At 55.6% G+C, this 26228-nt stretch carries 24 protein-coding genes and 1 riboswitch; of the genes, 11 read left to right on the forward strand and 13 right to left on the reverse strand.

All coding sequences use genetic code 11. The annotated features are described in order from the left end of the window. Positions 1 to 24: 24 nt before the first annotated feature. A riboswitch (molybdenum cofactor riboswitch) is annotated at positions 25 to 170 on the forward strand. The 7 genes from moaA to ABIB59_RS04450 all read left to right on the forward strand — a co-directional run bounded on the left by moaA (position 158) and on the right by ABIB59_RS04450 (position 4425). Continuing rightward, positions 158 to 1147 carry a GTP 3',8-cyclase MoaA gene (moaA, locus tag ABIB59_RS04420; RefSeq protein WP_039077234.1) on the forward strand — a complete coding sequence of 330 codons (990 nt, stop codon included), beginning with the start codon at positions 158 to 160 and terminating at the stop codon, positions 1145 to 1147. Its footprint overlaps the riboswitch before it by 13 nt. 21 nt (positions 1148 to 1168) lie before the next feature. Further along, positions 1169 to 1681: a molybdenum cofactor biosynthesis protein B gene (gene moaB, locus ABIB59_RS04425; protein ID WP_039077233.1), complete on the forward strand. Its 513-nt coding sequence runs from the start codon at positions 1169 to 1171 to the stop codon at positions 1679 to 1681. 3 nt (positions 1682 to 1684) lie between these two features. Next, complete coding sequence (gene moaC, locus ABIB59_RS04430) at positions 1685 to 2170, forward strand: cyclic pyranopterin monophosphate synthase MoaC (RefSeq protein WP_107222938.1); 486 nt, start codon at positions 1685 to 1687, stop codon at positions 2168 to 2170. Beyond that, on the forward strand, positions 2163 to 2408 hold the full coding sequence (moaD, locus tag ABIB59_RS04435) for a molybdopterin synthase sulfur carrier subunit (protein WP_354034181.1): 246 nt from the start codon (positions 2163 to 2165) through the stop codon (positions 2406 to 2408). Before moaC ends, moaD begins: the two co-directional genes overlap by 8 nt. Position 2409: 1 nt before the next feature. Further along, on the forward strand, positions 2410 to 2862 hold the full coding sequence (gene moaE, locus ABIB59_RS04440) for a molybdopterin synthase catalytic subunit MoaE (protein WP_039077230.1): 453 nt from the start codon (positions 2410 to 2412) through the stop codon (positions 2860 to 2862). 58 nt (positions 2863 to 2920) lie between these two features. Continuing rightward, on the forward strand, positions 2921 to 3628 hold the full coding sequence (locus tag ABIB59_RS04445; RefSeq protein ID WP_039077229.1) for a Bax inhibitor-1/YccA family protein: 708 nt from the start codon (positions 2921 to 2923) through the stop codon (positions 3626 to 3628). Between the two features lie 95 nt (positions 3629 to 3723). Then, complete coding sequence (locus tag ABIB59_RS04450; protein ID WP_354034184.1) at positions 3724 to 4425, forward strand: Bax inhibitor-1/YccA family protein; 702 nt, start codon at positions 3724 to 3726, stop codon at positions 4423 to 4425. Here ABIB59_RS04450 and ABIB59_RS04455 read toward each other — a convergent pair whose 3' ends face one another. The 3 genes from ABIB59_RS04455 to ABIB59_RS04465 are packed head-to-tail and all read right to left on the reverse strand — an operon-like array spanning position 4426 to position 7393. Then, a complete protein-coding gene (locus tag ABIB59_RS04455; RefSeq protein ID WP_071195599.1) occupies positions 4426 to 5391 on the reverse strand; it encodes a lysylphosphatidylglycerol synthase domain-containing protein in 966 nt (321 codons plus the stop codon). Then, positions 5391 to 6635: a cardiolipin synthase ClsB gene (gene clsB, locus ABIB59_RS04460; protein ID WP_354034186.1), complete on the reverse strand. Its 1245-nt coding sequence runs from the start codon at positions 6633 to 6635 to the stop codon at positions 5391 to 5393. Before clsB ends, ABIB59_RS04455 begins: the two co-directional genes overlap by 1 nt. Then, the gene (locus tag ABIB59_RS04465) at positions 6632 to 7393 is read right to left on the reverse strand and encodes an endonuclease/exonuclease/phosphatase family protein (RefSeq protein ID WP_039077225.1); all 762 of its coding nucleotides are present in this window, start codon (positions 7391 to 7393) and stop codon (positions 6632 to 6634) included. Before ABIB59_RS04465 ends, clsB begins: the two co-directional genes overlap by 4 nt. A gap of 132 nt (positions 7394 to 7525) precedes the next feature. Between ABIB59_RS04465 and ABIB59_RS04470 the strand changes: the two genes are divergently transcribed. Further along, complete coding sequence (locus tag ABIB59_RS04470; RefSeq protein WP_039077224.1) at positions 7526 to 7924, forward strand: YbhQ family protein; 399 nt, start codon at positions 7526 to 7528, stop codon at positions 7922 to 7924. An 18-nt stretch (positions 7925 to 7942) separates the two neighbouring features. On the opposite strand, the gene ABIB59_RS04475 is transcribed toward ABIB59_RS04470, so the two are convergent. Genes ABIB59_RS04475 through cecR form a run of 5 tightly spaced genes read right to left on the reverse strand, consistent with a single transcriptional unit; the run spans position 7943 to position 13577 of the window. After that, a complete protein-coding gene (locus ABIB59_RS04475; RefSeq protein WP_071195602.1) occupies positions 7943 to 9049 on the reverse strand; it encodes an ABC transporter permease in 1107 nt (368 codons plus the stop codon). A 9-nt stretch (positions 9050 to 9058) separates the two neighbouring features. Beyond that, positions 9059 to 10189, reverse strand: coding sequence for an ABC transporter permease (locus ABIB59_RS04480; protein WP_107222935.1), 1131 nt, complete (start codon positions 10187 to 10189; stop codon positions 9059 to 9061). Then, positions 10182 to 11918 carry an ATP-binding cassette domain-containing protein gene (locus tag ABIB59_RS04485; protein ID WP_354034189.1) on the reverse strand — a complete coding sequence of 579 codons (1737 nt, stop codon included), beginning with the start codon at positions 11916 to 11918 and terminating at the stop codon, positions 10182 to 10184. Before ABIB59_RS04485 ends, ABIB59_RS04480 begins: the two co-directional genes overlap by 8 nt. After that, on the reverse strand, positions 11911 to 12906 hold the full coding sequence (hlyD, locus tag ABIB59_RS04490) for a secretion protein HlyD (protein WP_354034191.1): 996 nt from the start codon (positions 12904 to 12906) through the stop codon (positions 11911 to 11913). Before hlyD ends, ABIB59_RS04485 begins: the two co-directional genes overlap by 8 nt. Beyond that, on the reverse strand, positions 12903 to 13577 hold the full coding sequence (cecR, locus tag ABIB59_RS04495; protein ID WP_039077219.1) for a transcriptional regulator CecR: 675 nt from the start codon (positions 13575 to 13577) through the stop codon (positions 12903 to 12905). Before cecR ends, hlyD begins: the two co-directional genes overlap by 4 nt. A 301-nt stretch (positions 13578 to 13878) precedes the next feature. Between cecR and rhlE the strand changes: the two genes are divergently transcribed. Further along, the gene (gene rhlE, locus ABIB59_RS04500) at positions 13879 to 15231 is read left to right on the forward strand and encodes an ATP-dependent RNA helicase RhlE (RefSeq protein ID WP_039077218.1); all 1353 of its coding nucleotides are present in this window, start codon (positions 13879 to 13881) and stop codon (positions 15229 to 15231) included. Between the two features lie 573 nt (positions 15232 to 15804). On the opposite strand, the gene ABIB59_RS04505 is transcribed toward rhlE, so the two are convergent. From ABIB59_RS04505 to licT, 5 genes are all read right to left on the reverse strand, one after another. After that, complete coding sequence (locus tag ABIB59_RS04505; protein WP_354034934.1) at positions 15805 to 16764, reverse strand: alpha/beta hydrolase; 960 nt, start codon at positions 16762 to 16764, stop codon at positions 15805 to 15807. A 63-nt stretch (positions 16765 to 16827) separates the two neighbouring features. Continuing rightward, the gene (locus ABIB59_RS04510; protein WP_354034194.1) at positions 16828 to 18219 is read right to left on the reverse strand and encodes a glycoside hydrolase family 1 protein; all 1392 of its coding nucleotides are present in this window, start codon (positions 18217 to 18219) and stop codon (positions 16828 to 16830) included. A gap of 9 nt (positions 18220 to 18228) precedes the next feature. Next, complete coding sequence (locus ABIB59_RS04515) at positions 18229 to 19701, reverse strand: glycoside hydrolase family 1 protein (protein ID WP_039077215.1); 1473 nt, start codon at positions 19699 to 19701, stop codon at positions 18229 to 18231. 11 nt (positions 19702 to 19712) lie between these two features. Then, a complete protein-coding gene (locus tag ABIB59_RS04520; RefSeq protein WP_354034196.1) occupies positions 19713 to 21554 on the reverse strand; it encodes a beta-glucoside-specific PTS transporter subunit IIABC in 1842 nt (613 codons plus the stop codon). A 164-nt stretch (positions 21555 to 21718) separates the two neighbouring features. Beyond that, positions 21719 to 22573 carry a BglG family transcription antiterminator LicT gene (licT, locus tag ABIB59_RS04525; RefSeq protein WP_039077213.1) on the reverse strand — a complete coding sequence of 285 codons (855 nt, stop codon included), beginning with the start codon at positions 22571 to 22573 and terminating at the stop codon, positions 21719 to 21721. A gap of 420 nt (positions 22574 to 22993) precedes the next feature. Here licT and dinG point away from each other — a divergent pair, with 420 nt between their 5' ends. Continuing rightward, positions 22994 to 25135 carry an ATP-dependent DNA helicase DinG gene (gene dinG, locus ABIB59_RS04530; protein WP_071195609.1) on the forward strand — a complete coding sequence of 714 codons (2142 nt, stop codon included), beginning with the start codon at positions 22994 to 22996 and terminating at the stop codon, positions 25133 to 25135. Between the two features lie 25 nt (positions 25136 to 25160). Further along, complete coding sequence (ybiB, locus tag ABIB59_RS04535; RefSeq protein WP_039077211.1) at positions 25161 to 26123, forward strand: DNA-binding protein YbiB; 963 nt, start codon at positions 25161 to 25163, stop codon at positions 26121 to 26123. Positions 26124 to 26228 lie beyond the last annotated feature (105 nt).

Below are 26228 nucleotides of genomic sequence, written 5' to 3' on the forward strand. Positions count from 1 at the left end.
TCGCCATAACGAATTTATCTCGTTACGCACAACATACACTCTAGCCTCTGTACCTACGTCTGACGATATGGTGCTTTGGCCGTGGCGATACCCACCGGTATCAGCCGCCAGGGTGCAGGAAGAAATGACTGCATCTCCCGTATTTGGAAAGGTGTACATGGCCACACAACTGACTGACACGTTCGCGCGTAAGTTCTTTTACTTGCGTTTGTCGATCACTGATGTATGCAACTTCCGTTGCACTTACTGCCTGCCCAACGGCTACAAGCCAGGTGGCGTCACCAATAAAGGTTTTCTCAGCCTTGAGGAAATTCGTCGCGTTACGCGTGCGTTTTCTGCTATGGGGACAGAGAAAGTCCGTCTGACCGGTGGCGAACCTTCGCTGCGTCGCGACTTTACCGACATTATTGCTGCCGTGCGGGAAAACCACGCCATCCGCCAGATTGCCGTCACCACGAACGGCTATCGGCTGGCACGCGATGTGGCGCACTGGCGTGATGCCGGGCTGACGGCGATTAACGTCAGCGTCGACAGTCTCGACGCGCGCCAGTTTTTCGCGATTACCGGTCAGGATAAGTTTAAGCAGGTGATGGACGGCATTGATGCTGCTTTTGCGGCAGGCTTTGAGAAGGTCAAAGTCAATACCGTGCTGATGCGCGACGTCAACCACCACCAGCTCGATACCTTTCTTTCCTGGATCAAACCTCGCCCCATTCAACTGCGTTTTATTGAACTGATGGAAACCGGCGAAGGCAGCGATCTCTTTCGAAAACACCATATCTCCGGCGATGTGCTGCGCGTAGAGCTGCTTAAACGCGGCTGGATCCAGAAGCTGCGCAGCCGCAGTGACGGCCCGGCACAGGTTTTCTGCCACCCGGACTATGCCGGAGAGATCGGTCTCATCATGCCCTATGAAAAAGACTTTTGCGCCAGTTGTAACCGGCTGCGGGTCTCTTCCGTCGGCAAGCTGCATTTATGCCTGTTTGGCGACGGGGGCGTAGACCTGCGCGATCTGCTGCAGGATGACCATCAGCAGGCCGCGCTGGAAGCGCGCATTGCCGCGTCCCTTGCGCATAAAAAACAGACCCATTTTCTGCATCAGGGCAACACCGGCATTACGCAAAATCTGTCTTACATTGGCGGATAACGGCCGCAAGGAGAAAAAGCAATGAGTCAGGTTAGTACTGAATTTATCCCTACCCGTATCGCGATTCTTACGGTTTCCAGCCGTCGTGGCGAAGAAGACGACACCTCAGGCCATTTCCTGCGCGACTCAGCGCTGGAGGCGGGACATAAAGTGGTGGCGAAAGCCATTGTCAAAGAGAATCGCTATGCCATTCGGGCGCAGGTCTCTGTGTGGATTGCCAGCGATGACGTCCAGGTGGTGCTGATTAACGGCGGCACCGGTTTTACCGAGGGCGACCAGGCGCCGGAGGCCTTATTGCCGCTGTTTGACCGTGAAGTAGAAGGGTTTGGTGAGCTGTTCCGGATGCTCTCTTTCGAAGAGATAGGCACCTCTACGCTGCAATCACGTGCGCTTGCTGGTATCGCCAACAAGACGCTGATTTTCGCGATGCCGGGCTCCACCAAAGCCTGTCGCACCGCATGGGACAATATCATCGCGCCGCAACTCGATGCGCGCACGCGTCCGTGTAATTTTCACTCCCACATTAAGCCTTAATTTATGTCACAACTGACCCATATTAACGCCGACGGCGAAGCGCATATGGTGGATGTCTCCGCCAAAGCAGAAACCGTGCGGGAAGCGCGCGCCGAAGCGTTTGTCACCATGCAGCCACAAACGCTGGCGATGATTATTGACGGCAGCCATCACAAAGGTGATGTCTTTGCCACGGCGCGCATTGCGGGCATCCAGGCGGCAAAACGCACCTGGGATTTGATTCCGCTGTGTCACCCGCTGTTGCTTAGCAAAGTGGAAGTGCAATTACAGGCACAGCCGGAACATAACCGGGTTCGCATTGAGTCGCTATGCCGTCTGACGGGCAAAACGGGCGTGGAAATGGAAGCGCTGACGGCGGCGTCGGTAGCCGCATTGACGATTTACGATATGTGCAAAGCCGTGCAGAAGGATATGGTCATTGGCCCGGTACGTCTGCTGGCGAAAAGCGGCGGTAAGTCCGGTGATTTCAAGGTAGAAGCAAATGATTAATGTACTTTTTTTCGCGCAGGTGCGCGAACTGACCGGGTGTGACCGGTTGACGCTGGGCGAGATCTTTCCGTCTGTCGAAGCGTTACGCCAACACCTTGCCGCGCGTAACGATCGTTGGGCGCTGGCGCTGGAAGAGGGCAAACTGCTGGCGGCGGTAAACCAGACGCTGGTGAGCTTTGACACTCCCCTTACCGATGGCGACGAAGTGGCGTTTTTTCCGCCGGTGACCGGAGGCTGAGATGGCGCAGACACGTATCGTGGTTGGCCACGCGCCGTTTAACGTCGGCGAAGAGTATCAATGGCTGAATGCGCGGGATGAAGACGGCGCGGTAGTGACCTTTACCGGCAAAGTGCGTAACCATAACCTTGGCGATAATGTCAGCGCTCTGACGCTTGAACACTATCCGGGGATGACTGAAAAGACGCTGGCCGGGATTGTTGATGATGCGCGTGAGCGCTGGCCACTTGGTAACGTCACGGTGATTCATCGCGTGGGCGAACTCTGGCCTGGCGACGACATCGTCTTCGTCGGCGTGACCAGCGCACACCGCAGCAGCGCCTTTGAGGCAGGGCAGTTCATTATGGATTACCTTAAGACGCGTGCGCCGTTCTGGAAGCGCGAAGCCACGGCGCAGGGCGAGCGCTGGGTAGAGGCGCGCGATAGCGATAAACAGGCGGCGCAACGCTGGTAACGCTTTGTCGGGATTGTGTTAATCTTGAAGATGGGTATCCACTTTTTGAGGCGTCATTATGGACAGATTCCCGCGTTCCGATTCTATCGTTTCACCCGCCCGTGCCGGTTTGCAAACCTATATGGCGCAGGTCTATGGTTGGATGACCTGTGGGCTACTGCTGACGGCTTTTATCGCCTGGTATACGGTATTTAATGAAGCCGTATTAATGGCTATCTACTCCAGCCGGGTGGTCTTCTTCGGGCTGATTATTGCGCAACTGGCGCTGGTTTTTGTGCTCTCCGGCCTGATCCACAAACTCAGCGCGGGCATGGCGACCACGCTGTTTATGCTCTATTCCGCCCTGACCGGGCTGACGCTTTCGGGCATCCTGTATGCCTACACCGCGGAGTCTATTGCGGCGACCTTTGTCGTTACCGCCGGGATGTTCGGCGCGATGAGCCTCTACGGCTATACCACCAAACGCGACCTGAGCGGTCTTGGCAGTATGCTGTTTATGGGGCTAATCGGTATCCTTCTGGCTTCCCTGGTTAACTTCTGGCTGAAAAGTGAAACGCTGATGTGGGCGGTGACCTATATCGGGGTGGTTATTTTTGTCGGGCTGACCGCGTATGACACCCAGAAACTCAAAGACATCGGCACACAGCTTGATGTGAATGATAAAGCGCATCTGCGGAAATATTCGATTTTAGGGGCGTTAACGCTCTATCTCGACTTTATCAACCTGTTCCTGATGCTGTTGCGTATCTTCGGCAACCGTCGTTAATGTTATCCCGGCTGGGGGACGTCAGATAGCCAGTGAAAAGCACAAGCCGCACCCGGACATAACCGGGTGCGGCTTGTTCACCTCAGGGAGAAGAGATGAAACCTTTTGGTTGGCTTTCGCCGCCGCACATTAAACCCACGGAACTTATCGTTAATATCTGCCTGTGGCTGGCTGCGGGCATGGTGCTGGGTATCGGTGTTGCCTGGCTGGCGCTGCATCTTCCCGTTATTCAGGCGTGGTTTATTCCCGGCCCTGCCATCCTTGTGATGATTGCCGCCTTATTTATCAGCGGTCTTCTCCTTTACTGCCTCTTTGAGCGCTTTAGTACGCCGCTGGCGCTGTTCTGGCTCATCTTGATGAACCTGCTGACCGGGCTACTTTTCGCCTGCATCTTCTCCTGGGCGGGAATCGCCTTAGCGCTGGGCGTAACCGGCGCGATGTTCGCCATCAGCGCGGTTTTCGCCCATTATGCGGGCAACAATATCAGCGGCGGTGGCTATTATTTGTTGATGTTGCTGGTGGGGCTTAGCCTGACGGCGCTGGTTAATATCGGGTTGCACAATGGCCCATTGGAGTGGATTGGCTGCCTGGTGATGGTATTGCTGTTTGGATTAACGACGGCGGGCAGCAGTTCACGGATTCAGATATCCGCCCGCGAACTCTATATGAAACGATTTACCACGGTACAGGCCTGCGCCATCCATGGCGCATTGCGGGTCTGGCTGAATATTGCCAGTCTCGTGTTTGAACTGCTACGTCTGGCAAGCTATGTGATTGATGGCATACGCTCCCGCTAATCAACCTTTTGCCATCGCCTTTTCATTTTTCGCACGCAGTTTCTTCGCCCGACTTTCCAGTATCAGATAGGCAATCAGCGCCAGCAGTAGCGGGATAAAATAATAGAGTACGCGGTAGGCCAGCAGGGCTGCGATGATAACCCCTTGTGACATATGTTCCCCGGCCAGCAGTGCCAGAAAGACGGCTTCCAGCACGCCAATCCCCGCCGGGATATGGACAATCACGCCGGCGATACTGCTGACCAGCAACACGCCCAGCACAAAGAAGAAGTTGGCCTGGTGCCCCATCAGCAGCCAGATAATCACCCCCATAGCTATCCAGTTGGCGCTGGAAATGGCCATCTGGGCAAGGGCAAATTTCCACGAGGGAATCACTAACTTCTGTCCTCTAATCGTGAAATGGCGACGTTTCGCAAAGCCGCAGGCCCACAGATAGAAGGCGATAAAGAGCAGCAACACCACGCCAATAACGCGCAGTGTCGTGTCGGAGATGTACCAGTGCGCCGGGATATCCACCACGCCGAAGGTAAAGATGATGCCGCCGAGTAAAATATACCCCAGCCAGTTGGTGGTGATGCTGAGCGAGAAAATCCGCGTGATGGTGCTGCTGGGTAATCCCAGGCGGGAATAGAGACGATAACGCATGCCGATCCCGCCCACCCAGGTGCTGAGCGTCAGGTTAAAGGCATAACAGATAAACGACACCAGCATTACCTGACGTTTAGCCAGTTTATGTCCGCAATAGGCGCGACCCAGCAGGTCGTAGCAGCCATAAATCAAATAACTGACCACGACCAGCGCGGCGGCACCCAACAACACGATGCGGTTATAGTCGTGAATAACCTTCCAGACATCATCCCAGTTGACCTTCTGGGCATACAGCACTAACAGGACGGCAACGGCGATAAAAAAGAGCCAGGTGAGAACTTTTTTTGCCAGTCGCCAGCGTGGATGTGATTTCGCCATCAGGATTTCCCTCCGGAATTTTCAGAAGCGACGCGATCCTGAGTCTCTATTTCCGGCTGGATGGGGGGCTTCACCTGGGCCAGCCTTGGCGTATGTGCGGGCAGCCAGCCAACGAGTGCAGGAAAATGGCGCAGGAAGTGGAACACCACCACGCTCTTGGCGAGATTCCACCAGGTCCGCTTAGGTGCCATCGATTCGTCCACTCGCAGGCAGTCTTTGGCGATAATCGCGTTGAGGTTGTCGCGCAGCGTCTGGTTGAATTCCCGATCGTGAATGATCAGATTGGCTTCAAGATTTAGCGACAGGCTTAACGGGTCAAGGTTGCTCGACCCGATGGTTGCCCAGTGATCGTCCATTAACGCCACCTTGCCATGCAGTGGGCGACGGCGATATTCGTAGACCTGAACGCCCCCTTTCAAAAGATAGTTATAGAGCAGCTCGGCGCCAACTTTGACGATTGGCATATCCGGCTCGCCTTGTACGATGAGCTTCACTCGTACGCCCCGGCGGGCCGCGTTTTTCATTGCATGCAGCAGGCGGTAGCCGGGAAAGAAATAGGCATTGGCGATAATCACTTCGCGCTTCGCATTGGCGAGCATTTTGAGGTAGTGGCGTTCAATGTCATCACGGTGATCGTCATTGTCGCGCCAGACAAACAGCGCCTGAGCTTCACCGGGCGTGCGGTTATCCTCCGCCTGGTGGCGACGTCGTTGCCACCAGCGTCTGACCGGCGCGTTTTCAGGCAGATTTTCCACTTCAAATTGCAAAATGTCAGCCACCACCGGGCCTTCAACCCGCACGGCATAGTCCTGCTTGGCTTCGGGGCCGTAGCTGGTGACATGTTCAGCGGAATAATTAATGCCGCCGACAAATGCCACCGTGTTATCGATCACCACGATTTTACGGTGCATGCGGCGAAAGACGTTGGTCCGCAAACCGAACAGACGTGGACGGGGATCGTAGTAGCGGAAGACGACGCCAGCAGAGGTGAGCGTATTGACGAATTCATCGCTGAGATCCGGCGAACCATAGCCGTCGAGCAACACTTCGATATTCACGCCGCGACGGGCCGCTTTGAGTAAAACAGCATGCAACTCACGTCCTACTTCATCTTCAAACCAGATAAAGGTTTCGAGGATAACTTTCTGCTGTGCCTGCTCAATAGCGGAATACACCGCCGGGTAAAAGTTTTCGCCATTTTCGAGAAGCTCAATACGATTACCCTCTTTCCATGTGCATTTCATAGGTGGATCTCCGCACTCAGAGGGGCATGGTCGGATAAATGGCGCCAGTTGCGCAGCGGCAGTGCTGTGGGCGAGCTGACGCCAGCATTTTTGACATAGATACGGTCCAGACGTAACAGCGGCAGGCTGACCGGAAAGGTGCGGGCAGGGCGGCCATGGGCGCGGGTAAAGATCTCTTCCAGCCCGGCCTGGACTTTTAACGGATGGTTCGCCCGCTGCCGCCAGTCGTTAAAGTCGCCAGCCACCACCACCGGTTCATTTTCCGGCAGCGAATTTACCCATTCCGCCAGCATCGTGAGCTGTGCCTGGCGATGGGCTTCACGTAAGCCCAGATGCACACAAATCACATGCACCGGCCGCTCAATATCAGGCGGCACGATACGACAATAGAGCAGGCCGCGTTTTTCACTGCCGTCCACGGACACGTCGCGGTTCTCATAGTGTTCGATAGGAAAACGGGAAAGCACGGCGTTACCGTGGTGGCCTTCAGGGTAGACAGCATTACGCCCATAGGCGTAATCGCTCCACATAGCATCAGCAAGAAATTCGTAGTGGGTGGTATCCGGCCAGTTCTCCACATGCAGCGGATGAACCTCATGCGCGCCCATCACTTCTTGCAGGCAAACAATATCGGCGCTGACGGTGCGCACCGCGTCGCGAAGTTCCGGCAAAATGAAACGCCGGTTAAAGGCAGTAAAGCCTTTATGGGTATTTATGGTGAGTACTTTCAATGAAAATTGACGAGTTTGTTGGGTCATAATTCTCCTGCCAGCCTCACTATCCTGATGAAAATAAATTGTAGTCTCTGTCACAAAAAGATGCGGGGTTACGGAATTTTCTGTAAATATCAGTACTCTTTGTTAAGAGAAAAATTCGTCAGGAGAGATGCCATGAAGTGGCAACAACGTGTTCGTGTCGCAACCGGTCTGAGTTGCTGGCAGATTATGTTGCATATGCTGGTTGTGGCGGTGTTAGTAACAGCCTGGATGAGCGGCGCGCTGGTGCGGGTCGGCCTGGGTCTGTGCGTCCTTTATAGCGTAACGGTGCTGTTGATGCTGTTTTTGCAGCGCCACCACGAAGAGCGCTGGCGCGGCATTGGCGATGTGCTGGAAGAGTTGACCACCACCTGGTATTTCGGGGTTGCCATGATCGTGCTGTGGCTGCTGTCACGCGTCATGCAAAACAACCTGCTGCTGGCCCTGGTCGGGCTGGTTATCCTCGCCGGTCCAGCGGTGGTCTCCCTGCTGGCAAAAGAGAAGCGTATCCCGTCCAAATCCTTCAAAGTTTAAGGTGCGAGCGGCGTAAGGTTACATCACCTTACGCCGGAACATCGCATAGGCCGCTGAACCCGTGGTGGCCGTTATCACCAGTAGCGGCCACACGCTTTGCCAGACAATCGCGAAGCTCGCATCCTTCAAATAGATCTGCTTGGTAATGTCCGTAAAATGGCGGATAGGGTTAATCCATGTCAGATCCTGCAGCCAGACCGGCATATTCTCGACCGGCGACACATATCCCGAAAGCAGAATAGCGGGCATCATAAAGACAAACACCCCAATAAACGCCTGCTGCTGTGTTGAGCACAGGGACGAGATCAGCAGGCCAAACCCTACCAGCGACAAGCCGTAAATCAGCATCGTGAAATAGAACAGCAGTAGCGATCCGGCAAAGGGGATGTTATAGGCAAGGATCCCGGCGAGCAGCACGATGGTAGCCTGGAACGTCGCCACCACCAGCGCAGGTACCGCTTTGCCGACAAAAATTTGCCAGGTCGCCAGCGGTGAGACCAGCAGTTGATCCAGCGTACCCTGTTCCCGTTCGCGAGCAACCGAGAGTGAGGTAACGATCATCACGCCAATGGTGGTGATCATGGCGATAAGCGATGGCACCACGAACCATTTGTAATCCAGGTTTGGGTTGTACCAGTTGCGGATCACCAGTTCGCTGTTGTTCGGTTTCGTTTTCCCCTCTATCAGCTCCTGTTGATACTCTTTAACGATCTCTTGCAGGTAATTGGCGGCAATCTGCGCGCTGTTAGAGTTTCGTCCATCGAGAATTAGCTGTAGCGGTGCCTGGGTGAAGGTATCCAGCTTGCGGGAAAAGTCAGCCGGAAAACGCACCAGCAGCAGCGCTTTTTGCTCGTCGATTGTCGGGCGAATCTCCTGCGGGCTTTTCAGCATCAGCACATGGGTGAAGGCTTTTGCCCTGGCAAAGCGCTGGGTCAGCTCCACCGCATGTTTGCCGTTATCTTCGTTATAAACGGCAATGGTGGCGTTAGTGACCTCCAGCGTCGCGGCAAACGGGAACAGCAACACCTGGATGACAACCGGCAGAATCAAAATGGCGCGGGTCTGCGGTTCGCGCAGCAGCGACTGCAACTCTTTGCGAATCAGTGTCCATAAGCGATGAAACATGGTGCCTCCCTAATCCAGCCGCCGTTTGGTTTTCACCCACGTCAGGCCAATAAACATGATTGCCGAAGCCAACAGAAACAGCACATTGATGACCAGTACCACCGGGATATTGCCTGCCAGAAACAGGCTTTGCAGGGTACTAACGAAGTAGCGCGCCGGAATAATGTAGGTCACCGCCCGGATCACCGCAGGCATACTGTCAATCTGGAAGATAAACCCGGACAACATGATCGACGGCAAAAAGGCGGCGTTAAGCGCCACCTGCGCGGCATTGAACTGATTGCGCGTAATGGTCGAAATCAGTAACCCCATCCCCAAAGTGCTGAGCAGAAAGAGGCTGGTGATAAAAAACAGGAGCACCAGCGAACCGCGATACGGCACCCCGAGAATAAATACCGACACCAGCATACACAGCAACATGGCCAGCATTCCGAGGAAGTAGTAGGGGATAAGCTTGCAGAGCAGGAGTTCGGTACGGGTAACTTCGGTAGAGAGCAGCGCCTCCATAGTGCCGCGCTCCCATTCGCGCGCCACCACCAGCGAGGTGAGGATCGCGCCGATCACTGTCATGATGATGGTGACCGCGCCGGGGATAATAAAATGCTGGCTGATGGCGGCGGGGTTAAACCAGTAGCGCATCTGCACGTCAATCAGCGGTTCGAAACTTTCGCCGCGATCGTCGGCCCGCTGTTGTTGCCAGACCTGCCAGATCCCCTGTACATAGCCCTGAACGAAGTTGGCGGTATTAGGTTCGCTGCCATCGGTGATCACTTGTAGCGGCGCATCTTCACCGGGGCGTGCCATCTGTTCGGCAAAATTCACCGGAATGACCACCAGCCCGCGAATGCGCCCGGCCTGCATCATCTGAATGAGCTGCTGGCGATTATCGCTGACCGTCGCGTCAAACCACGGAGAGCCGGTCATCGTATGGGCGAAGTCCAGCGCCTCTTCGCTGTGCTGCTCCAGTAAAATGCCCACGCGCAGCTTGCTGGAGTCCAGGTTTATGCCGTAGCCGAAAATAAACAGCAGCATTAACGGGATCACCACCGCAATCAGCCAGCTACTGGGATCGCGCACAATCTGGCGCGTCTCTTTGACGCAGAGCGCGCGCACGCGACGCAGGGAGAGAGGGCTATGCATCGTGATGCTCCTTATCCCAGTTATGGATCAGCGTGATAAAGGCATGCTCCATCGTCGGGTCGGTATGCTCCGCATCGGCCGTTTGCGCTTTCAGGGCATCCGGTGTGCCGCTGGCGATAAGTTTACCGCGATAGACCAGCCCGATGCGGTCGCAATATTCGGCTTCATCCATAAAGTGGGTGGTGACCATGACCGTGACCCCTTTCTCCACCATGCTGTTAATGTGCAGCCAGAACTCGCGGCGGGTCAGCGGGTCGACGCCGGATGTCGGCTCATCGAGGAACAGAATGTCCGGCTCATGCATCAGCGCGCAGGCCAGCGCCAGGCGTTGCTTAAAGCCCAGCGGCAGGGCGTCGGTTGCCTGATTGGCTATCGCCTTAAGGCCAAACGCGTCCACCATCCGTGTGATTTTATCCTGCTGCGCCCGTCCCCGCAGGCCGTAGACGCCGGAGAAAAAGCGCAGGTTTTGCGCCACCGTCAGGTTGCCGTAAAGGGAGAATTTTTGCGCCATATAGCCAAGATGCTGGCGTGCCTGGCCGGAGCTGGTTTTTAAATCCATATTCAGTACCAGCGCTTTGCCGGAGGTGGGGACCAGCAACCCGCACATCATCTTGAAGGTGGTGGATTTCCCCGCGCCATTCGGCCCGAGCAGGCCGAAAATCTCGCCGCGCTTGACGGCAAAATCGACGTGGTCGGTGGCGGCGAAATCGCCAAATTTTTTCGTCAGTTGCCGGGCTTCGATCACTGTCTCATCCGGCGTACCTTCCACGGTATGCAGAATGGCCCCCAGCGGCGACTGGGTGAACGCGGCACCGCCCAGCAGGTCGATAAACGCGTCTTCAAAGCGCGGCGCGGTCTCTTCGATGTCTAACCGGGTCAGTGACGATGCGCTGCGCAGGGCGTCCACCGTTGAGTCTTTCGCCAGAATCACCCGCACCGAACGTCCCTGAATCATCCCGTCGCTGACCTGCGGCAGTTTCAGCAGGCGTTGCAATAGCTGGCGGTTGTTTTCCTGCGGGCTGCTGGCGAGAAAACTGCGCCCGGCCATGGTTTGCGTCAGCGCGCGCGGTTCGCCCTGATAAAGCAATTCCCCTTCGTTCATCAGCAGCACATCGCGGCACTGCTCGGCCTCGTCCAGATAAGAGGTGCTCCATAAAATCAGCATGCCGTCCCCGGCGAGGGTATGCACCATCTGCCACAGTTCACGGCGTGATATCGGGTCCACGCCGACACCGGGTTCGTCCAGCAACAGCACTTTCGGTTGCCCGACCAGGGTGCAGGCAAGCCCCAGTTTCTGTTTCATGCCGCCGGACAACTTGCCCGCCAGCCGCCCGGTAAAGGGGGTGAGGGCGGTGAATTCAAGCAGTCGGGCAAAGGTCTCCTGGCGCTGTTCCCCGGTGACACTGCGCAGATCGGCGTACAAGTTGAGGTTTTCTATCACCGTGAGATCTTCATACAGGCCGAATTTTTGCGGCATGTAACCGAGCGAGGCATGCAGTTCGCTGTTGTTGGCGATGGGATCCAGGCCAATAACCTCCGCGCTGCCTTCATCGGGTTTCATCAGTCCGGCGAGCATGCGCATCAGCGTGGTTTTCCCCGCGCCATCCGGGCCAACCAGCCCCGTGACGTATCCGGCTTTCACGGTGCAGTCCAGACGGGCGACGGCGGGTTTCTCCATCCCGGCGAAGCGCTTGACCAGGCCGTTCAGACGGATGGTTGCCTCACTCATTCCGTGCTCCATTATCGAAGCTCACGGTAACCGGCATCCCCTGGCGCAGAGCGTAATCGGCGTCGGTGACGATAATGCGCAGCCGATAGACTAAATCGGTACGCAAGTCCGGCGTTTCCACGGTTTTCGGGGTGAATTCAGCCGTCGGGGAAACAAAGCCAATTTTGCCGTGGTAAGGCTTATTGGGGCGTCCATCAACGTACAACAATACCGTCTGACCGGGCTGGGCCTGATGTAAATTGGCTTCACTGATGTAGGCGCGAACCCAAACCGGGCGGGTCAGGGAGAGCGTCAGAACGGTACTCCCGGCATTTAACATACTACCCGGCTCCACGGCGCGGGTGAGCAGAGTGCCATTAGAAGGCGACACCAGTTGGGTATCCTGCAAATCCAGTTGTGATTGCGCCAGTTGCGCCTGTGCCTGTTCGAGGCTGGCTTTGGCCTGGGCTATCTCCTGCGGGCGATTACCAGTACGGTACTGGCTGAGTTTATCCTTCGCCGATTTCAGTGTGGCTTGCGCCTGGTCGCGGGAGGAACGCGCATTTTCCAGGTCGTTGGCGGAAATGGTCCGGCTTTTCCATAGCCCCTGCTGGCGCTGATAAAAGTTTTGCGCGTAATCATAGGCCGCCTGCGCCTGATTGACCGCCGCCGCCGCCTGGGCAATCTCTTCATCGCGATAGCCCGCGGTGACCAGATCGTATTTTGCCTTCGCCGTCGAGACATTAGCTTGTGCCTGCATAAGGGCATTCTCGTAAGGGGCTTTGTCGATTTCGCCAAGCTTCTGCCCGGCGGTTATCGCATCCCCTTCATCCACCGCAAGTGAAGCGAGACGTCCGCCGACCCGGAAACTGAGGTTCACGGTGCGAATATCCACATTCCCGTAGAGCGTGAGGGTGGCTGCCTGTCGGCTTTGATACCACATCCAGCCCCCGCCAAGCGCGGCGAGTACGATAACGACAATCAACACGATGACGACAGGCTTTTTCATAACCCGGAACTCCTTGTTAATCCCTGAAGGATAAGATCGATATGGCACGTGATGACCTGGCAAATCAGGTCGGCTTTCTCATCGTCGAATTGCGCCCATCCGGTGCGCAGTAAAATGGTTTCCCGACCCAGGCGGAAGGCGAGGATCTCGCCGATCAGCGCATGGGTGTGCAAAATGGTTTGCGTATCATTGGCTTCTCTGCCGGTGTAAGCCGCAATCAGCCGGGTAAGATGGCTGTGCAACGGGGCGATCACCTGGTCATGAACTAACTGGTAGGCGCGGGTAGGGGAGAGCTGTTCGCGCGAGATAAATTTACTCAGATTCAGCGTGTCATCGTGGGTGAGCAGCATAATCATGTTTTTGCAGGCCCGATGAATCAGTTCACGTATCGCCTCTTTATCGGGTTCCGCCTGGGTAAACAGGATTTCGGCGGCTTCGGCGTGGGGGCGAAAATTTGCGCCAATAAAATCGGCGATCCACTGGGCGCAGGCGAGATAGAGATCCTCTTTTGAACCGAAGTAGTAGGGGATCGCGGCAATATTCTGCCCGGCCAGCGCAGCGATATCGCGCGTGGTGGCATGCAACCCGTATTCGCCGAACTGTGCGAGGGCAGCGGCAATCAACTGGTTTCTGGCCTGCTCACCTTTACTGGTCGTCGAGTTCATATTCATCGGTGGAATAAAGTTAATCAATCGATTGATTAACTTTATGGCTATTTTTTCACCGTGTCCAGTCGGGTGTTATCACTCTCTTACCCCTAAAAATAGCGTGCCGTTCCCCAGGCCCCGGGCCATACGGGTTGGGAAAATCGGAGAAATATTTCTTCAATGATTAGCAGAGCGATATTTTATGCGCTGTGTCACAAAAGCTGTTACACTCCGCCCCTTCATGACATTGTGGTTTTTGTCATCTGTCATATTATTATCTCCTCGAAAACTACACCTGTTATGGTCGGGGCGGTGCGGAGTTGTTATGTCTTTTGATTCCCTTGGCCTGAACCCGGAAATTCTGCGTGCTGTTGACGAGCAGGGCTACCGTGAGCCAACCCCTATTCAGCAACAGGCGATCCCAGCGGTGTTGGAAGGCCGCGACCTGATGGCGAGCGCCCAGACGGGTACTGGCAAAACCGCGGGCTTTACGCTGCCGCTGCTGCAACGTCTGGTACAAAAAGAGCCGCACGCGAAAGGCCGTCGCCCGGTGCGTGCGCTGATCCTGACGCCAACGCGCGAACTTGCCGCGCAAATCGGCGAAAACGTACGTGATTACAGCAAATATCTGAACCTGCGCTCGCTGGTGGTTTTCGGCGGCGTGAGCATTAACCCGCAAATGATGAAGCTGCGTAGCGGTGTCGATATCCTCGTCGCCACGCCGGGTCGTCTGCTGGATCTGGAACACCAGAACGCCGTCAAACTGGACAGCGTGGAGATCCTGGTGCTGGACGAAGCTGACCGCATGCTGGACATGGGCTTTATCCACGACATCCGCCGCGTGCTGGCTAAACTGCCTGCGCGTCGTCAGAATCTGCTGTTTTCCGCGACCTTCTCGGATGACATCAAAGGTCTGGCCGAAAAGCTGCTGCGCAACCCGCTGGAAATCGAAGTGGCACGCCGCAACACCGCTTCTGAGCAGGTAACACAGCACGTCCACATGGTCGACAAAAAACGTAAGCGCGAGCTGCTCTCCCAGATGATTGGCGAAGGCAACTGGCAGCAGGTGCTGGTCTTCACCCGCACCAAACACGGTGCCAACCATCTGGCTGAACAACTGAATAAAGACGGTATTCGCAGCGCGGCTATCCACGGTAATAAAAGTCAGGGCGCGCGTACCCGTGCGCTGGCAGACTTTAAATCGGGTGATATCCGCGTACTGGTTGCAACCGACATTGCGGCCCGAGGTCTGGATATCGAAGAGCTGCCGCACGTAGTGAACTACGAGCTGCCGAACGTGCCGGAAGATTATGTACACCGTATTGGCCGTACCGGTCGTGCTGCGGCAACCGGTGAAGCGCTGTCGCTGGTCTGCGTCGATGAACATAAACTGCTGCGTGACATCGAACGCCTGCTGAAAAAAGAGATCCCACGTATCGCTCTGCCGGGTTACGAGCCCGATCCGTCTATCAAGGCCGAGCCGATTGTGAATGGTCGTCAGAGCCAGGGCCGTGGTGGTCGTGGTCAGGGCGGTGGTGGTGGTCGCGGGCAACAGCAGCCACGCCGTAACGACGGTGGCGCGCCGAAAGCGAAAGCGCCACGTACTCAGGAAGGAAGTAAACCAGCGGGTGAGAAACCGCGCCGTCGTCGCCCGCGTAAACCCGCGGCGAGCGCCTGACGCCTGATGTGATTAAGAAGCCCTGCCCGCGTGCAGGGCTTTTTGTTTTTGGGTTTGAGTAAGGGGCTGTATGTTCCCCTCACCCCAGCCCTCTCCCTGGAGGGAGAGGGGGCCGATCGAGCTGAGTTCGGCTCTGTTTTTCTCCCTGTTCCTGGAGGGATGAGAGGGCCGATCGAGCTGAATTCAGCTCTGTTTTTCTCCCTCTCCCTGGAGAGAGAGGGGGCCGATTGAGCAGAGTACGGCTCTGTTTTTCTCCCTCTTCCTGGAGGGATTAGGGGGTCGATCGAGCTGAATTCGCTCTGTTTTTCTCCCTCTCCATGGAGGGAGAGGGGGTCGATCGAGCAGAGTACAGCTCTGTTTTTCTCCCTCTTCCTGGAGGGATGAGAGGGTCGATCGAGCTGAATTCAGCTCTGTTTTTCTCCCTCTTCCTGGAGGGATGAGAGGGCCGATCGAGCTGAATTCAGCTCTGTTTTTCTCCCTCTCCCTGGAGGGAGATGGGGCCGATTGAGCAGAGTACGGCTCTGTTTTTCTCCCTCTCCCTGGAGGGAGAGGGTAGGGGTGAGGGGGAAAAGCTTATACCGCCGTCGGCCTGAATTGTACAATCCATGCCTGACGTTGTTCCCGCGCCCGCTGGGCCACGCGCGCCTGCGGATCAGAGTTAAAGCCGTGATACGCCCCAGGCCACACATTCATTTCTACCGCCACGCCTGCACGGATTAACGCCTGCGCAAAGCGAAGATTCTCATCAAGAAACAGATCCAGCGTGCCCACGCCGAGCCAGGTAGGTGGCAAATTAGTCAGGTCCGTTGCTCGTCCCGGCGCAGCATAAGCCGACACCCCTTCCGAGCCCGGCTCGCAGCCCAACAGCGATCGCCAGCCAAAACGGTTATATTCACGCGTCCAGACAAACTCACCGGTCACCGGATTCGGGTTTTCTTCCGTCACCGTACGATCATCGAGCATCGGAAACATCAGGTTCTGAAAGGCAATACGTGGGCCATTGCGATCGCGGGTCAGCAGCGCCAGCGAGGCCGCAAGTCCGGCCCCTGCGCTGTCGCCCATTAGCCCAATATGGTCAGAATGGATACCGAGTGCGGTGGCCTGCTCGCTCATCCACACCAGCGCGGCGTAACAATCCTCCAGCGACCCCGGAAAGACCGTTTCGGGTGCCAGACGATAATCGACAGAGACAATCACGCAGTCGTGTTGCAACGCGGTGGCGCTGGTCAGCGACAGTGACTGCTCCGGGCTACCGAAAAGATGACCGCCGCCGTGAATATGCAAAATGCCCATTCGGTTCTGCCCCGGCGTTGCGGGGGTAATGACACAGACTCTGACGGCAGGATGTGCGGGTGAGGAGATAAGATGTTCTTCCACCGATAACCCAATGTCCCGGAAACTTTGCACGTTAGCCAGCGCTGCCTGCTGGCGTTGTTGGCGAAGGGCAACGAGAGCGTCTTGTGTCAGGGAGAGGGGGCGGCTATCCGCCAGTGCCGGGCGTAATTCAGGAACGACCAAATTCCATGTGTTCATCATGTAGCCTTGTCTGTCTCGGTAATATTTGCAGAGCGGGAAATCTCCCGCTCCGTCATTACCTTACAGTGTTTCGCCGTTGCTGGCGATAACCTGCTTATACCAGTCAAAGCTGCGCTTTTTACTGCGTTTTAGCGTACCGTTGCCGTCGTTGTCCTTATCGACATAGATAAAACCGTAGCGTTTTTTCATCTCGCCGGTCCCGGCGCTGACAATATCAATCGGTCCCCACCAGGTGTAACCCATGATGTCGCAGCCATCGGCAATGGCCTCGCCCATCTCACGGATATGCTGGCGACCATAATCAATACGCGCGGTATCGTTGATGACACCGTTTTCATCTGGCTCATCCACCCCGCCATAGCCGTTTTCGACGACAAAAAGCGGCTTACGATAGCGGTCCGCCAGTTCATTGCAGACGATACGGAAACCTGTGGCGTCAATCGGCCAGCCCCAGGCGGTTTTTTCGAGATACGGATTGTCCTGACCGACAGTACCGCCGGTGTCGACGCGAAACTCACCGCCTGCCTGATGCAGCACGCTGCGATAATAACTAAAGCCCAGGTAATCGGACGGGTAACGGGCGATAAGGTCGAGATCGCCATCCTCCATGACCAGCTCAATGTTCTGCTCGCGAAACAGGCGTGGTGTCCAGGCCGGATATTCACCCAGCATCATCACATCAGAGTAGAAGAGTGAACGGCGGCGCAACTGCATGGTCGAGAAAATATCTTCCGGGTTGCAGGTGGCCGGGTAGACGGTGCTCAGCGACAGCATGCAACCTATCTTCGCGTCCGGGATAATCTCATGACACAGCTTGTTGGCCAGCGCGTTGGCGACAAACTGATGATGGTTTGCCTGATATAGCTCCTGCGGCGTGGAGTTGGGGTCAACCGCGCCTGTCGCAAAGGGCATCCGGTTCATATTGTTCAGTTCGTTAAAGGTCATCCAGTATTTGACCTTCTCGCGATAACGCCTGAACACCACCTCACAGTAGCGGGTGAAGAAATTCACCAGTTTGCGGTTCTTCCAGCCGCCATACTCCTGATACAGCGCCAGCGGTGTTTCGTAGTGGGAGAGCGTAATCACCGGCTGAATACCGTATTTCAGCAGCTCATCAAACAGGTCATCATAAAATTTCAGCCCGGCCTCGTTAGGCGAGGTTTCATCGCCACGCGGGAAGATGCGCGTCCAGGCGATAGAGGTGCGAAAACAGGTAAAGCCCATCTCAGCGAACAGTGCCACGTCTTCTTTGTAATGGTGATAGAAGTCGATGGCTTCATGGCTGGCGTAATATTTATGCGGGTCGATAACCGCATCATGTTTGCCGGAGGCGATACCGCCGCGTACCACATCGGAGATAGACGGCCCTTTGCCGTCCACATTCCATGCCCCTTCTGCCTGGTTGGCGGCAATGGCACCGCCCCATAAAAAATCGTTCGGGAAAACAGACATATCCACTCCTTAATCCGCCAAATCTTCGCCATTGGAGGCGATCACTTTTTTGTACCAGTGGTAGCTCTTTTTCAGGGAACGCTTCTGGGTGCCGTTACCCATGTCATCCTGATCGACATAGATAAACCCGTAGCGTTTGGAAATTTGCGCGGTGCCCGCGCTCACCACGTCGATTGGCCCCCACCAGGTGTAACCAAACAGATCCACGCCATCGGCCAGCGCCTCGCGCATCTGTTCGATATGCAGACGCAGATACTCAATGCGGTAATCGTCATCGATTGAGCCGTCCGGATTCACCGTGTCCACTGCGCCAAGGCCGTTTTCGGCAATAAACAGCGGCTTCTGATAGCGGTCATATAACTGATTTAGCGCCAGGCGCAGCCCTTTCGGATCAATCTGCCAGCCCCACTGGCTGGTGGGCAGATGCGGGTTACGAACACCGCCGGTGATCAGGTTGCCCTCGGCCCCTTCCAGTTTTTCCGGGTGGGCGCTGACGGTGCTGGACATGTAATAACTGAACGAGACGAAATCCACCGGGTGCTGACGCAGGATCTCATCGTCACCCACCACTTTTTGCAGCGTGACGCCTTTCTCTGCCAGCATACGGTCGGTATAAGCCGGGTAGTAGCCGTGCGCCTGCACATCGCTAAAGAACAGAGATACGCGCTGCATCTCTTCGCAGGCCTGCAAATCGTCCGGGTGACAGGTGTGGGGGTAGAGCATCTGGTAGCTGATCATGCAGCCGACTTTCGAGTCGGGAATGATCGCATGGCAGGCTTTAGTCGCCAGGGCGCTGGCGACGAACTGGTGATGCGCCCCCTGGTATTTATCCTGCTCCAGGTGCGGGTTATCCTCCTCAATCACCCCGACGCTGACGTACGGGTGGTGCTTCACGCAGTTAATCTCGTTGAAGGTCATCCAGTACTTCACTTTTTTGCGATAACGGGTAAAGCAGGTCGTGGCGAAACGCACATAGAAATCCACTAACTGACGGTTCGGCCAGCCGCCGTAATCGGTCACCAGCGCCAGCGGCATTTCGTAATGGGAGAGGGAAACAATCGGTTCGATACCGTGAGAGTGCAGGGTGTCAAACACCTCGTCGTAGAACTTAAGCCCGGCTTCGTTAGGCTCGCTTTCGTCACCACGCGGGAAGAGACGCGTCCAGGCAATCGACATGCGGAAGCATTTAAAGCCCATCCCGGCGAAGAGAGCGATATCCTCTTTGAAGTGGTGGTAAAAGTCATTGCCCTTGCGCTTCGGGTAATATTTGGTGCTGTTCGGATCCTGCGCTTCACGCACCTGCGCGTGGGTCATTCCCAGCCATTGATCGAGCCAGCGCTCTTTGGGCGTATTGATGTCAAAGGTATAGACATCGGAGACGGACAGCCCCTTGCCATCGACGTTCCACGCCCCTTCGAGCTGGTTTGCCGCCGTCGCGCCACCCCATAAAAACCCTTCCGGAAATGATTTAGAAAATGTCATGCGCTTGCTCCTCATGCCGCTGATGCGGTCAGTGTCAGAAATTCGTCGCGGCTGGCAACATCGCCGTTCGCTTTAACCGGGCTGATATCGCCGTAGCATTCACTGTTGGTCACCACCAGGATGACGCTCGGATCAATGCCTTCGGCCCGTAAGGCGTCAAGATCAAAGGTGACCAGCGGGTCGCCCACTTCGATAAACTGTCCGGCCTCGATATGGCTGGTGAAGTGCCTGCCGCCGAGTTTGACGGTGTCGATACCGATATGAATCAGGATTTCCGCCCCGGTATCGCTTTGCAGCGCCAGCGCGTGGTGAGTTTCAAAGACCGATGCCACCTTGCCGTTAACAGGGGAACGTAACTCACCGGTGGTGGGATAAATTGCCAGTCCTTTGCCGAAAATCTCGTCGGCAAAGACCGGGTCGCTCAGGGTGTTAAGCGCTTTCAGCTCACCGCTTACTGGCGCAAACAGCTTCTCTTCTGAGCGGGCGATAGGCATCGGGCTTACGCCTGCGACCACCGGCTGGGCTGCCTCTTCAAACCCCAGAATCACCGTGAGGATGGCGGCACAGACAAAGGAGATGGCGATACTGACCAGCGCCCACAAAAAGGTTGGGCCCACCAGCGCCGGAAGACCAGGCAGGCCGCTTAAAGCGAAGGCGTAGGTTTTCACTCCCATCGCCATGGCGAAGGCACCGCCGCAAGCCCCGCCTGCTAACGCTGCGGCAAAAGGCCGTTTGTAGCGGATGTTGACCCCGTACATCGCCGGTTCGGTAATCCCCATCATGGCGCTAAAGCTGGTGGTCAACGCCAGTGATTTGAGCTTTTTATCACGAGCACGCAAGAAGACGCCGAAGGCGGCACCGGCCTGCCCGAGGTTGGCAATGTAAAAAAGGATCTTGATAGGGTCGAAGCCCATGGTACTGATGTTATTGATCATGATCGGCACGATCACATAGTGCATGCCGGTAATGATGATCAGCGACAGCGTGCCGCCGACCACGACGCCTGCCACGATCCCCATATTCTCCACCAGCCAGATAATGCCGCCAGAGAGGGCATTGCCGGTATAAATCCCCACCGGGCCGATGGCGATAAGGGTAATGGGTGTGACAATCAGCAGGCACAGCAGTGGCACAAACATGGTTTTCAGCGGGCCGGGCATAAAGCGGTCAATGAGGCGCTCAACACGACTGAGCAACCACACGGCAAGCAGAATCGGGATCACCGTTGAGGCGTAATTCACGGTGGGAACCGGTAAGCCGATAAAATTCACCGGCGCGCCGGCTTTAAACAATGTCTGGATAGCAGGATGAAAGAGAACGGCGGCAAGTGCGACCGCAACGTAGGGGTTAGCACCGAATTTCTTCGCTGCGCTAAAGGAGAGCGCTAACGGCATGAAGTAAAAAACGCCGTCACTGATTGCCAGCAGGATTTGATAGGTCTGGTTGGTGGTTTCCACCCATTGCATGGCCACCATCAACGCCAGCATACCTTTCAGGATACCGGCCCCGGCAATGGCCGGAATAATCGGCGAAAAAATACTCGACAGGCCTTCCAGTACCACCGAAACCGGGTTACGCCGTTTGGTGGGGCGAGCGGCATTGTCGAGATCGGGGAGCACTGCGAGTAGGGCTTTGCACAAGGGTTCGACGTCGTTACCAATAATAAGCTGGAACTGGTCGCCGGAAATATTCACACCCATGACGCCATCAAGAGCTTCGAGGGCGGCGCGGTCAGCCTTGTCGTTATCCTTAAGCAGAAAACGCAGGCGGGTAATGCAGTGAAACAGTGAGAGTACGTTCTCTTTGCCGCCAATCCTGTCGATGATTTGGCGAGCCGTGTCCTGATAATTCATAAAAATTCCTCCAGACTGAAGTCAAAAACCGACTTCATCCACAATGACCGGCGTTTGCCGGGACCTTGTTTCCTCTGGGGTTTGCCTGATCTACCCGTCTATTTAGGGGATGAACAGTAACAAGCCTGGATGGAATAACGATATGTTTCAGACTTCCTGACGCGTTAAACTTTCCCTGCGTCGGGCACCGTCCGCTGCACAATATTCTCAATATGCACCGCAAGGTAGAGCTTTTCCGAGTTGCTCATGGGGTGGTGATAATTCTTGCTGACGAACTCATTCATTGCTTCGACACATTTCAGCGTAGTTTGATAACGGCGCTGGACCAGTTCGAAGAACTCTTCGTCGTCATTATTTAACACCACCCCATCAATCACCCGTTGGGCAAAGAACTTTAGATGAGTAATAAATCGCTGGTAATTCAGACTATGCTCATCAAGCGGGATATTAAAAAAATACTTCACAATGTTTTGTAACTGATAAATAAGCCGTGTAATTTGTGCGGTTTTTCCCATGGTATCATTGAGCCCGGCATTCACAATATGCAGAGCGATACTACACGCCTCGCTGTCGGGTAATAATGTTCCGGTGCGGGCGACAACCATCCCCAGCGCCTGGCGGCCAATGGCGTATTCCGCGGTGTAGAAATGGCGAACTTCCCACTCCAGCGGATTGGGTAAAACTTCATTGTTTTGTTGGCGTTGCAGCGCAAAATGCAGGTGGTCTGCGAGGGTCACATAGAGCCCATCGCTGAGCTTGTGCGTCAGTACGCTGCGGGCGTGAGTGATGATATCGGCGGTTAACTGCAAAATATCCACCGGCACTTCGCTGACCAGGTCTTTAAAACGAGCAGAAATTTGCGAATCTTCCAGACGGAATATTTTATCGATGGCGTCACGGTCGATGCTGGCACCGTTGTGGGTATTAAACCCCAGCCCCCGACCGGTTAAAATAACCTCCAGACCATCCTCATCCACTGCGCTGACAACATTATTATTTAATATTTGTTTGACCAGCATCGCCAACTCCTGAAAACAAAAACGGGCAAGACATAAATACAGATATGGGCGGATTGGCCCCTCAGTCTGCATTTAGGTTTTGCCCGATAGTCGGTAACAAGCGTAATGCAGTTAAAACCTAGCACCGCGAAAAAAATTATTCAATGTGACAAAAGGCGTTGCGTAAATTCGTATGCCAAATTGTGATCCGGTCTGCGAAAACGGGCGCGGCGACGGAAAATGTCTGTCAGGTCGCAACCCGGAACCCTTAGCCGGCTCAACCAGGTGATTGCGAAGAACGGTTTTATCCGGGGGATGCCGGGTAGCGGTTTGCCGAGAGTCATTTTTGCGAGCGGCTTTCCGTAATACGAAAAAGCGTTACCCCTGAAACGTGAAAAATGCCACAATAGTGGCTGTTTATACAGTGTTTCAGGTTTATCGATGGCCCTCACCGCCGCGCTAAAAGCGCAAATTGCCGCCTGGTACAAGGCGTTGCAACAACAGATTCCGGACTTTATTCCTCGTGCACCGCAGCGGCAGATGATCGCCGATGTGGCGAAAACGCTCGCCGGGGAAGAGGGGCGGCATCTGGCCATTGAAGCGCCGACAGGCGTCGGTAAGACCCTGTCGTACCTCATTCCCGGCATTGCCATCGCCCGTGAAGAACAAAAAACGCTGGTGGTCAGTACCGCCAACGTCGCCTTGCAGGATCAGATCTACAGCAAAGATTTGCCGCTGCTGCGTAAAATTATCCCCGATTTGCGCTTTACCGCTGCCTTTGGGCGTGGGCGCTACGTCTGCCCGCGTAACCTGACCGCGCTGGCGAGCACCGAGCCTTCGCAGCAAGATCTGCTGGCCTTTCTGGATGACGAATTAACCCCTAATAATCAGGAAGAGCAGAAGCGCTGCGCGAAGCTGAAAGCCGATCTCGACAGCTACAAGTGGGACGGCTTACGCGATCATACGGATCAGGCTATCGAAGACGATCTCTGGCGGCGGCTCAGCACCGACAAAGCCAGTTGTCTCAATCGTAATTGTCACTACTACCGTGAATGCCCGTTTTTTGTCGCCCGGCGTGAGATCCAGGAAGCCGAAGTGGTGGTGGCTAACCATGCGCTGGTGATGGCGGCGATGGAAAGCGAGGCGGTGTTGCCGGAGCCGAAAAACCTGCTGCTGGTGCTGGATGAAGGCCATCATCTGCCGGATGTAGCGCGTGATGCGCTGGAGATGAGTGCCGAGATCACCGCCCCCTGGTTTCGCCTGCAACTTGACCTTTTCTGCAAGCTGGTGGCGACCTGCCTTGAGCAATTTCGCCCGAAAACCACGCCGCCGCTGGCGACGCCCGAGCGCCTGAATGCCCACTGCGAAGAACTCTACGAACTGATTGCTTCGCTTAACAACATCCTCAATTTATATATGCCCGCCGCCCAGGAGGCTGAACACCGGTTTGCGATGGGGGAGTTGCCCGACGAGGTGATGGCTATTTGTCAGCGGCTGGCCAAACTCACCGATATGCTGCGCGGGCTGGCAGAACTGTTTCTCAACGACCTGAGCGAGAAAACCGGCAGCCACGACATTGTGCGTCTGCACCGGGTTCTGTTGCAGATGAACCGGGCGCTGGGAATGTTTGAAGCGCAAAGCAAGTTATGGCGGCTGGCGGCAATGGCGCAGGCCTCTGGCGCGCCGGTAACAAAATGGGCAACCCGTGAAGTACGCGACGGGCAACTGCATATGTATTTCCACTGTGTTGGCATCCGCGTCAGCGATCAACTGGAAAAACTGCTCTGGCGCAGCGTGCCGCATATTGTTGTGACCTCTGCGACCCTGCGCTCGTTGAACAGTTTTTCGCGCCTGCAGGAGATGAGCGGGCTGAAAGAGAAAGCAGGCGACCGCTTCGTGAGCCTGGATTCGCCGTTCAATCATGTTGAGCAGGGCAAAATCGTCATTCCACAAATGCGCTATGCCCCGCTGGTTGAGAACGAGGCGGAACATCTTGCCGAGATGGCGGCTTATTTCCGCGAACAGGTAGAGAGCAACGCTCACCGGGGGATGCTGGTTTTGTTCGCCAGTCAGCGGGCGATGCAGCTCTTTTTGACGTTTGTGACCGATCTGCGCCTGTTGTTGCTGGTGCAGGGCGATCAGCCGCGCTACCGTCTGGTGGAACTGCACCGTAAACGTATCGACGGCGGCGAGCGTAGCGTGCTGGTGGGGTTGCAGTCCTTCGCCGAAGGGCTTGATTTAAAAGGTGACTACCTGACCCAGGTGCATATCCATAAAATTGCCTTCCCGCCTATCGACAGCCCGGTGGTGATTACCGAAGGCGAATGGCTTAAAAGCCTCAATCGATACCCTTTCGAGGTGCAAAGTCTCCCCAGCGCCTCCTTTACGCTGATTCAGCAGGTGGGGCGTTTAATACGTAGCCACAGTTGTCACGGTGAAGTGGTGATTTATGACAACCGCCTGCTCAGTAAAAGCTACGGCAAACGTCTGCTGGACGCGCTGCCGGTTTTTCCTATTTCCCAACCAGATGTACCAGACGTTATAGTGAAGAAACCGAAACAAAGCCGCCGTAAGCGCCGCTGACATTGTGAGCCTGTAAGGAGTTTTGATGGATTACCGCAAAATCATTAAAGAGATTGGCCGGGGGAAAAATCATGCCCGCGATCTGGATTTTGATACCGCCCGGGGGCTTTACACCCGGATGCTGGAGGGTGATGTACCCGATCTGGAATTAGGGGGCATCCTGATAGCTCTGCGTATTAAAGGTGAAGGCGAAGCGGAAATGCTCGGTTTTTACGAGGCTATGCAGCAACGTACGATGCGCCTTACGCCGCCGGTCGCGAAACCGATGCCGATTGTTATCCCAAGCTACAACGGTGCGCGTAAACAGGCAAACCTGACGCCACTGCTGGCTATTTTATTGCACAAACTGGGTTTCCCGGTAGTGGTCCACGGCGTCAGCGAGGATCCGACGCGGGTAGTCAGCGAAACCATTTTCGCGCTGCTGGGTATTGAGGCGACGCACCATGCGGGTCAGGCGCAGGCACGGCTCGATGGACATCAGCCAGTGTACATTCCGGTGAGCGCGCTGTGCCCGCCGCTGGAAAAACAGTTAGCGCTGCGCTGGATAATGGGCGTGCGTAACAGCGCTCATACGCTGGCGAAACTGGCCACACCGTTTGAGAAAGACGCCGCGCTGCGCCTCTCCAGCGTGTCGCATCCCGAATACGTCTCGCGTGTGGGGAAATTCTTTAGCGATATCGGTGGGCGAGGTTTGCTGATGCACGGAACGGAAGGGGAGGTTTACGCCAATCCACAACGCTGCCCGCAAATCAATCTGATTGATGCGCAGGGGAGCCGCGTTATCTATGAACGTCAGGATGAACTCACAGATGTCGTTCTGCCTGCGGCCAAAGATGCCGAAACCACGGCTAAATGGATTGAACGCTGCCTGGCCGGAAGTGAGCCTGTTCCTCAGTCGATAAAAATTGAGATGGCGTGCTGCCTGGTGGCAACCGGCGAGTCAGAGACGCTTGAGAGCGCATTAGCGCGTATCGACGCGAGTTTTTAAGCGTGGTTCAAACGAAAAAAAGCCCGTCTCATCACTGGACGGGCCAAAAAGGGTAACAACAACAGGGTCAATGAGGGTTGGAGCAGTGTCCGTCGGAGGGTCGCC

It is taken from the genome of Citrobacter sp. UYEF32, from assembly GCF_040546205.1.
GTDB classification, from domain to species: domain Bacteria; phylum Pseudomonadota; class Gammaproteobacteria; order Enterobacterales; family Enterobacteriaceae; genus Phytobacter; species Phytobacter diazotrophicus.

What these genes read in the sequence shown, in the direction of transcription:
- licT (WP_039077213.1), bottom strand. Translation starts at nt 22,573, where the DNA reads ATGCTGGTCAAACAAATATTAAATAATAATGTTGTCAGCGCAGTGGAT.
- moaC (WP_107222938.1), top strand. Translation starts at nt 1,685, where the DNA reads ATGTCACAACTGACCCATATTAACGCCGACGGCGAAGCGCATATGGTG.
- ABIB59_RS04470 (WP_039077224.1), top strand. Translation starts at nt 7,526, where the DNA reads ATGAAGTGGCAACAACGTGTTCGTGTCGCAACCGGTCTGAGTTGCTGG.
- ABIB59_RS04455 (WP_071195599.1), bottom strand. Translation starts at nt 5,391, where the DNA reads ATGGCGAAATCACATCCACGCTGGCGACTGGCAAAAAAAGTTCTCACC.
- dinG (WP_071195609.1), top strand. Translation starts at nt 22,994, where the DNA reads ATGGCCCTCACCGCCGCGCTAAAAGCGCAAATTGCCGCCTGGTACAAG.
- ABIB59_RS04480 (WP_107222935.1), bottom strand. Translation starts at nt 10,189, where the DNA reads ATGCATAGCCCTCTCTCCCTGCGTCGCGTGCGCGCGCTCTGCGTCAAA.
- moaB (WP_039077233.1), top strand. Translation starts at nt 1,169, where the DNA reads ATGAGTCAGGTTAGTACTGAATTTATCCCTACCCGTATCGCGATTCTT.
- ABIB59_RS04450 (WP_354034184.1), top strand. Translation starts at nt 3,724, where the DNA reads ATGAAACCTTTTGGTTGGCTTTCGCCGCCGCACATTAAACCCACGGAA.
- hlyD (WP_354034191.1), bottom strand. Translation starts at nt 12,906, where the DNA reads ATGAAAAAGCCTGTCGTCATCGTGTTGATTGTCGTTATCGTACTCGCC.
- ybiB (WP_039077211.1), top strand. Translation starts at nt 25,161, where the DNA reads ATGGATTACCGCAAAATCATTAAAGAGATTGGCCGGGGGAAAAATCAT.
- ABIB59_RS04475 (WP_071195602.1), bottom strand. Translation starts at nt 9,049, where the DNA reads ATGTTTCATCGCTTATGGACACTGATTCGCAAAGAGTTGCAGTCGCTG.
- moaA (WP_039077234.1), top strand. Translation starts at nt 158, where the DNA reads ATGGCCACACAACTGACTGACACGTTCGCGCGTAAGTTCTTTTACTTG.
- cecR (WP_039077219.1), bottom strand. Translation starts at nt 13,577, where the DNA reads ATGAATATGAACTCGACGACCAGTAAAGGTGAGCAGGCCAGAAACCAG.
- ABIB59_RS04520 (WP_354034196.1), bottom strand. Translation starts at nt 21,554, where the DNA reads ATGAATTATCAGGACACGGCTCGCCAAATCATCGACAGGATTGGCGGC.
- clsB (WP_354034186.1), bottom strand. Translation starts at nt 6,635, where the DNA reads ATGAAATGCACATGGAAAGAGGGTAATCGTATTGAGCTTCTCGAAAAT.
- ABIB59_RS04465 (WP_039077225.1), bottom strand. Translation starts at nt 7,393, where the DNA reads ATGACCCAACAAACTCGTCAATTTTCATTGAAAGTACTCACCATAAAT.
- ABIB59_RS04445 (WP_039077229.1), top strand. Translation starts at nt 2,921, where the DNA reads ATGGACAGATTCCCGCGTTCCGATTCTATCGTTTCACCCGCCCGTGCC.
- ABIB59_RS04515 (WP_039077215.1), bottom strand. Translation starts at nt 19,701, where the DNA reads ATGACATTTTCTAAATCATTTCCGGAAGGGTTTTTATGGGGTGGCGCG.
- rhlE (WP_039077218.1), top strand. Translation starts at nt 13,879, where the DNA reads ATGTCTTTTGATTCCCTTGGCCTGAACCCGGAAATTCTGCGTGCTGTT.
- ABIB59_RS04510 (WP_354034194.1), bottom strand. Translation starts at nt 18,219, where the DNA reads ATGTCTGTTTTCCCGAACGATTTTTTATGGGGCGGTGCCATTGCCGCC.
- moaD (WP_354034181.1), top strand. Translation starts at nt 2,163, where the DNA reads ATGATTAATGTACTTTTTTTCGCGCAGGTGCGCGAACTGACCGGGTGT.
- moaE (WP_039077230.1), top strand. Translation starts at nt 2,410, where the DNA reads ATGGCGCAGACACGTATCGTGGTTGGCCACGCGCCGTTTAACGTCGGC.
- ABIB59_RS04505 (WP_354034934.1), bottom strand. Translation starts at nt 16,764, where the DNA reads ATGAACACATGGAATTTGGTCGTTCCTGAATTACGCCCGGCACTGGCG.
- ABIB59_RS04485 (WP_354034189.1), bottom strand. Translation starts at nt 11,918, where the DNA reads ATGAGTGAGGCAACCATCCGTCTGAACGGCCTGGTCAAGCGCTTCGCC.